The organism is Marinobacter sp. (assembly GCF_040904845.1).
Taxonomy (GTDB): domain Bacteria; phylum Pseudomonadota; class Gammaproteobacteria; order Pseudomonadales; family Oleiphilaceae; genus Marinobacter.
On the sequence record NZ_JBBDSR010000066.1, the window covers coordinates 1 to 5065 of the forward strand.

The 5065-nt window shown below is 58.4% G+C and carries 4 protein-coding genes; 3 read left to right on the forward strand and 1 reads right to left on the reverse strand.

Going from position 1 to position 5065, the window contains the following annotated elements; translation table 11 throughout:
- Positions 1–227: 227 nt before the first annotated feature.
- The gene (locus tag WD429_RS08480; protein WP_368421746.1) at positions 228–434 is read right to left on the reverse strand and encodes a thermonuclease family protein; all 207 of its coding nucleotides are present in this window, start codon (positions 432–434) and stop codon (positions 228–230) included.
- A 132-nt stretch (positions 435–566) separates the two neighbouring features.
- On the opposite strand from WD429_RS08480, the gene traF reads away from it, so the two are divergent.
- The 3 genes from traF to WD429_RS08495 all read left to right on the forward strand — a co-directional run.
- Entirely contained in the window at positions 567–1592 is a 1026-nt protein-coding gene (gene traF, locus WD429_RS08485) for a conjugal transfer protein TraF (protein WP_368421743.1), read from the forward strand.
- Positions 1589–2995: a conjugal transfer protein TraH gene (locus WD429_RS08490; protein WP_368421744.1), complete on the forward strand. Its 1407-nt coding sequence runs from the start codon at positions 1589–1591 to the stop codon at positions 2993–2995. The genes traF and WD429_RS08490 overlap by 4 nt, the downstream gene beginning before the upstream one ends.
- A 1-nt stretch (position 2996) precedes the next feature.
- Positions 2997–5065 (forward strand): conjugal transfer protein TraG N-terminal domain-containing protein (locus tag WD429_RS08495; RefSeq protein ID WP_368421745.1); only part of this gene is annotated, 2069 nt, incomplete at its 3' end.

The following is a 5065-nucleotide window of genomic DNA, read 5'->3' on the forward strand; positions in this document are numbered from 1 at the left end:
AAGGTGTCCTTCATGTCGTCGCCGAGCAGCCGGCTAACGTTGTCGATGATCTCCAAGGTAGAGTTCCCTTCCGTTTTTTCTGATTCTAGCTACACGTAGCTAATTGGCTCACCACATCTCCGAATATGACAGACTATCAGGCTAGCCTAATAACCCACCGGTATGAAATTCGAGCCGCTTGAATCCAGGATCACAAGGACTCACTACCGCCACTTCCACGGCCTTCGCTACATCCCGAGCACGGCCCTCACCCCCTGCCCCTCTTGCCTGGCAGCCTGCTCGGCATGACTGTAGCGCCTCTCATCGCAGTACCTGTCGTACACGGTGGCCTGCCCTGCCTCAACCATGGCGAGGTTGAGGCTGCGGCCCTGGGCGATCACCTCCCCCAGCGCCGACGTCGCCCGACCTAATTCGACCTCCCCTCCCCAAAGCAGCCACGCTCATGGGTGTTCCGCATGCGGAACACCCATTGACTGGTTGTGCCCTTCATGGGCACGTCGGCGCAGGGGTGATAGCGCCATACCGGTCTACCTTGGCTCAAATCGGACAATCCGTGCGAGTCGCCCATGAACACTACCCTTAAACCTATCGCTGTAGCGCTTATCGCTGCCTCACTGGCAGCGATTGGAACACATGTCTTGGCAGAGCAGCAGGAACGCTTCATCGAGCGCAAGGCGGAGGGATGGTTCTTCTACAACGAAGAGCTCGAGAAGGAACCAGAGGAGCAACCCGAGCCAGAGCCTGTCGAGCCGCCACAGAACGTCACCACCTCGACGCCACCTCCGCAATCCAGATCACCAGAACCCTCGGAGTCTGCAGAACCCGCCCCACCGGCACCGCTTTCCGCAAAGTGGCTCAGGGAGAATATGCAGAAGTACATGGATATTGCCTTCGACAACCCCACCGTCGAAAACGTCCAGGCCTTCCTTTACCTCCAGCGCTACGCCATGGACCAGAGCGCCGAGTTTGCCCAGGTGGCAGAACGGGCCCGTCTGGGCAATCCGATGCTCGATGAGACCACTCGGCGCCCTCTGGCGACGTTCGCCGCGCAGGACCTGGATAGGCAAGCGGGACAGGCTCGATCCGAGATACTCGCCAGCCTGGCAGAGCGGATAGGTGTCTTCTTCTTCTACAAAAGCGATTGCGGTCTGTGTCGCACCATGTCACCCATCTTGGCCCAGCTGAACCGCCAGTTCGTCACTACCCCCATCAGCATGGATGGAAAGGACCTGCCCGGAGACCCCTTCCCCAACATGCGGCCTGATGCAGGGCATGCTGAACAGCTAGGCGTCCAGGTGCTGCCTGCTGTGTATCTCGCCTCACCGGAAGGGGAATTCGTCCCGGTTGCCCAGGGCGCCGTCTCACTCACCGACCTCCAGGAGCGAATTGTTCTTGGGGCCCTCCAGCAGGGCTGGATCACTCCTGGAGACTTCAACAGGACACGTCCGATCACGAACGCCGATATGAGCCTGGCAAACTCCGCACCCCTCTCGGCGCTTGAGGGTTTGGGGATCTCTGACGACACCGGCTTCATACCACCCGAAGTTCTACTCCAGTACATGTCCAACGCACAGCGAGGGATGCAGCAATGACCAGACCTATCACTCTCAAGAAAACCCTCCTGGCGACTTGCATCAGCGTTTCGATGTTGGGGGCTGCCCTGCCGGTGTCGGCCAGTGGCCTTCAGAACCAACTGGACCGTGTTTTCGACGGCATGAGCAACGTCACTCCTCCCGGTGTATGGGAATCCCAACGCCGCGGCGTGATCACCGGCGGCCGGATCACCGCCAAAGCACCCATCATGACAGAATCCCTGGTGCGCGTTACGCCTCCTTCTTGGAAAGGCTCTTGTGGTGGCGTGGACATGCATCTTGGAAGTTTCAGCTACATCAACAGTGAGCAGATGGTTCAGTTGCTCCGCTCGGTGGCCGCCAACGCACAGGGCTACGTGTTCCAGCTGGCTCTCGATAACGTGTTCCCACAGGGGGCGAAATGGATCGAGAACTTCCAGAAGAAGATCCAAGCGCTAAACCGCGCCATGCTCAACTCCTGCGAGACCGCACAGGGGGTGGTGAACGACACGATCTCGGCGATGGGTTTCAGCTCTGAGGTCAAAGGCATGACCGAAGCCTCGGCAACCGGCATGGTCGATGACTTCTTTAGCGGCTTCAACGAGTCCAGCGGCAAACCCACGGTCAAACTGCTCGAGGAAGTGGATGCCCCGCGCCGTAAGGAAATGCTCGGGAATGTGGTTTGGAAAGAGCTCCGTCGACATGGTGTTCAGAGCTGGTTCCACGGTGGTGACGTGAAGCTGCTGGAGGCCATCATGTCAATCAGCGGCACCATCATTGTGGGGGAGGCCACCGATGAGGGCGAAACCCCGATCACCACGATTGCCGGCAACAGGTTGACCCTCTCCGATTTGATCGACGGCGGCACGGTGGAAATGTACTCATGCGGTGGGGATACCAACGAATGCAAGATGGACTCTGGCTCCACGACCAGCAGCGTCAACATCAAGGGCTTTGGACAACACATCCAGGACATGCTCCTCGGCAATGCCTCGAGTCCAGGCATCATCGGCAAAATGAGCGTCAACACGGGTGCACTCACCAACGAAGAAGAAGCCTTCATGGCCAACCTGCCCGGCAGTGCAGCCACCTTCCTTCGCAACCTGGTGATCGCCAACCCCAGCACGGCTCGGCTATTTGCCGAAGAAAGCTCCAAGGCCCTTGCGCTTAACATCACCTACAGCATCGCTTCCGAGATGCTGAGGTCGGCAGAACAAGCCATTGGTTCCAGTAACAACGACTGGGCGGCCAAGGCCGTGACATCCCTTCATCAGTCCTCTTCACGGCTCAGCCAGGAATACACCATGTTGGCCAACGAGTACGGGACCATGAACGACCTGGTCAGGGACTACTCATCTCTCATCGAGAACACCCGTGTCGCACGCTACACCCTGCGGGAGATGTCGAAGGGCGGAGGCCAGTAACATGTTCACGATCTACTCCATCGGTGACTCCGCCTTCCTCGAGCAGATCCTCATCGCCATCTCGATGATCACAGGCACCGGTGATTTCGAACAGATGGTAGCGGTCGGACTGCTGATCGGGGTGCTGATCATGGCCTTCCAGTCGCTATTCCAAGGCGGTCAGAAGATCCCCTTCCAACAGATCCTGGTCTGCTGGATCATCTATGCCTGTGCCTTTGGCCCCTCGACCACGGTGGTGGTCGAGGACGCCTACACCGGTGACGCGAGGGTGGTAGCCAATGTGCCCGTCGGGGTTGGCGCAGCCGGGGGGATCATCTCGAACGTGGGCTACTCCATCACCCGCATGTTTGAGACTGGCTATGGCGCCCTAGCACCGGGCATCACGACGACCTATTTCGCGGATGCTTTGAAGCTGCTCAATGATGTCCGTCGCACCCTGGCAGACCCCGAAGTCTTCCAGGCCATCAACGAGGCCAACGGCGGCGGCCACGTCAATGTGCGGCAATCGATCATGAACTACATCCAGGAGTGCACTCTTCTCAAGATCGATCGCGGCGAGGTGACCATCGACGAGCTGATGCGTACTCACATCATCCCCGCCATGCGCTTCACCTCTGCCGTATATGGCACCCAGATCTACGACACACCCGGCAATCCCAACGGCTCCTACTACAACTGCAGTGATGGCCACATGGCGCTTGAGGCGATGCTGGACCAAACGAGCGACGGTCAAGTTCAGCAGGCAGTGGCCACTGTCCTAAGTCGAGATCCCACGTATCTCTCAGCCAGCGGCCAAATCACAGATGCCATGCAGGCCTTGGGTATCGCTGCCAGTTCGGCACAGAACTACATGAAAACCGCGATCATCGAACCCCTTTACTACGACGCGGCCTCTGCAAAATATCAGGAGATGCGCGACTATACCTCAGCGATCATGGTCAACCAGGCCATCCAGCAGCGGAACACCCAGTGGGCGGCTGAACAGTCAATGTTCATGTCCATTGTTAGGCCAATGCTGACGTTCATCGAGGGCTTCGTCTATGCCATCACGCCCTTCATGGCGTTCCTGATCGTGCTGGGCGGGTTTGGCATCCAACTGGTTTCAAAATACGGCCAGATGCTGCTCTGGACCCAGCTCTGGATGCCCGTGCTCTCTATCGTCAATCTCTTCCTCTACATGTCGGCATCCAATGAGATGGCGTCCTACGGAATGGATACCCTGGGCCTCTACTCCTTCTACGCCCTGGACCGTTCCAGCGATATCCTGGAAAGCTGGATCGCCACCGGTGGTATGCTCGCCGCGGCTACGCCGATCCTTACCTTGGTGCTGGTCACCGGTTCCTCCTATGCCATGACCAGCCTGGCGGGCAGGATGCACGGCGCCGATCATATCAACGAGCAGCAGTCGACGCCAGATGCGATGACCAACGGCGCCGTGATGGCCAATATGCCAAGCGCCACACAGGACCCGACCAGCGGCCTAAGGTCTACTGGAGCCGATCAGGCGGTGGGGTCACTAAAAATCGGCTCTCAGCTCAGCTCCAATCTGCAGTCGGCCGAGCAACACATGGAGTCCGCTCAGCAAAAGTTCGGTACTTCCCTATCGAACGCCATCACTGCCGGCGGCAATCAGACCCAGTCCTATGAGCGAATGTCCTCACTGGGCAGCCAAGTCTCGAGCATGGGGGGGCAGTCATCAACAGCCGTTAGCGAAGCTGCTGCTGACTTCCGTCAGCAGTATGGTATCGACGCTAAACACCAGCGGGCCATTGAGGGCGCCTTTGCAGCCAGTGCCTCAGGTGGTGGCGGGCTGTCGCTCCCTGCCGGGATATTCAAAGCCGGTATTCAAACCACTGGCATGACAAAAGATGCTGATACCAACAGCTACACCATGTCTCAGGACCAGGTTGACAGCTTCCTGAATAAGGCCGGATTCTCCGAGCAAAACCGTTCTGAATTGACCCAAGGCCTGACCGACAGCTTCTCCCAGGCGAATAAAGATCAGCTGACGGCCTCCTGGGGAGCTCAAAATGCCTCCCAGATCCAATCCTCGGCAGAAGAAGCCTCCAC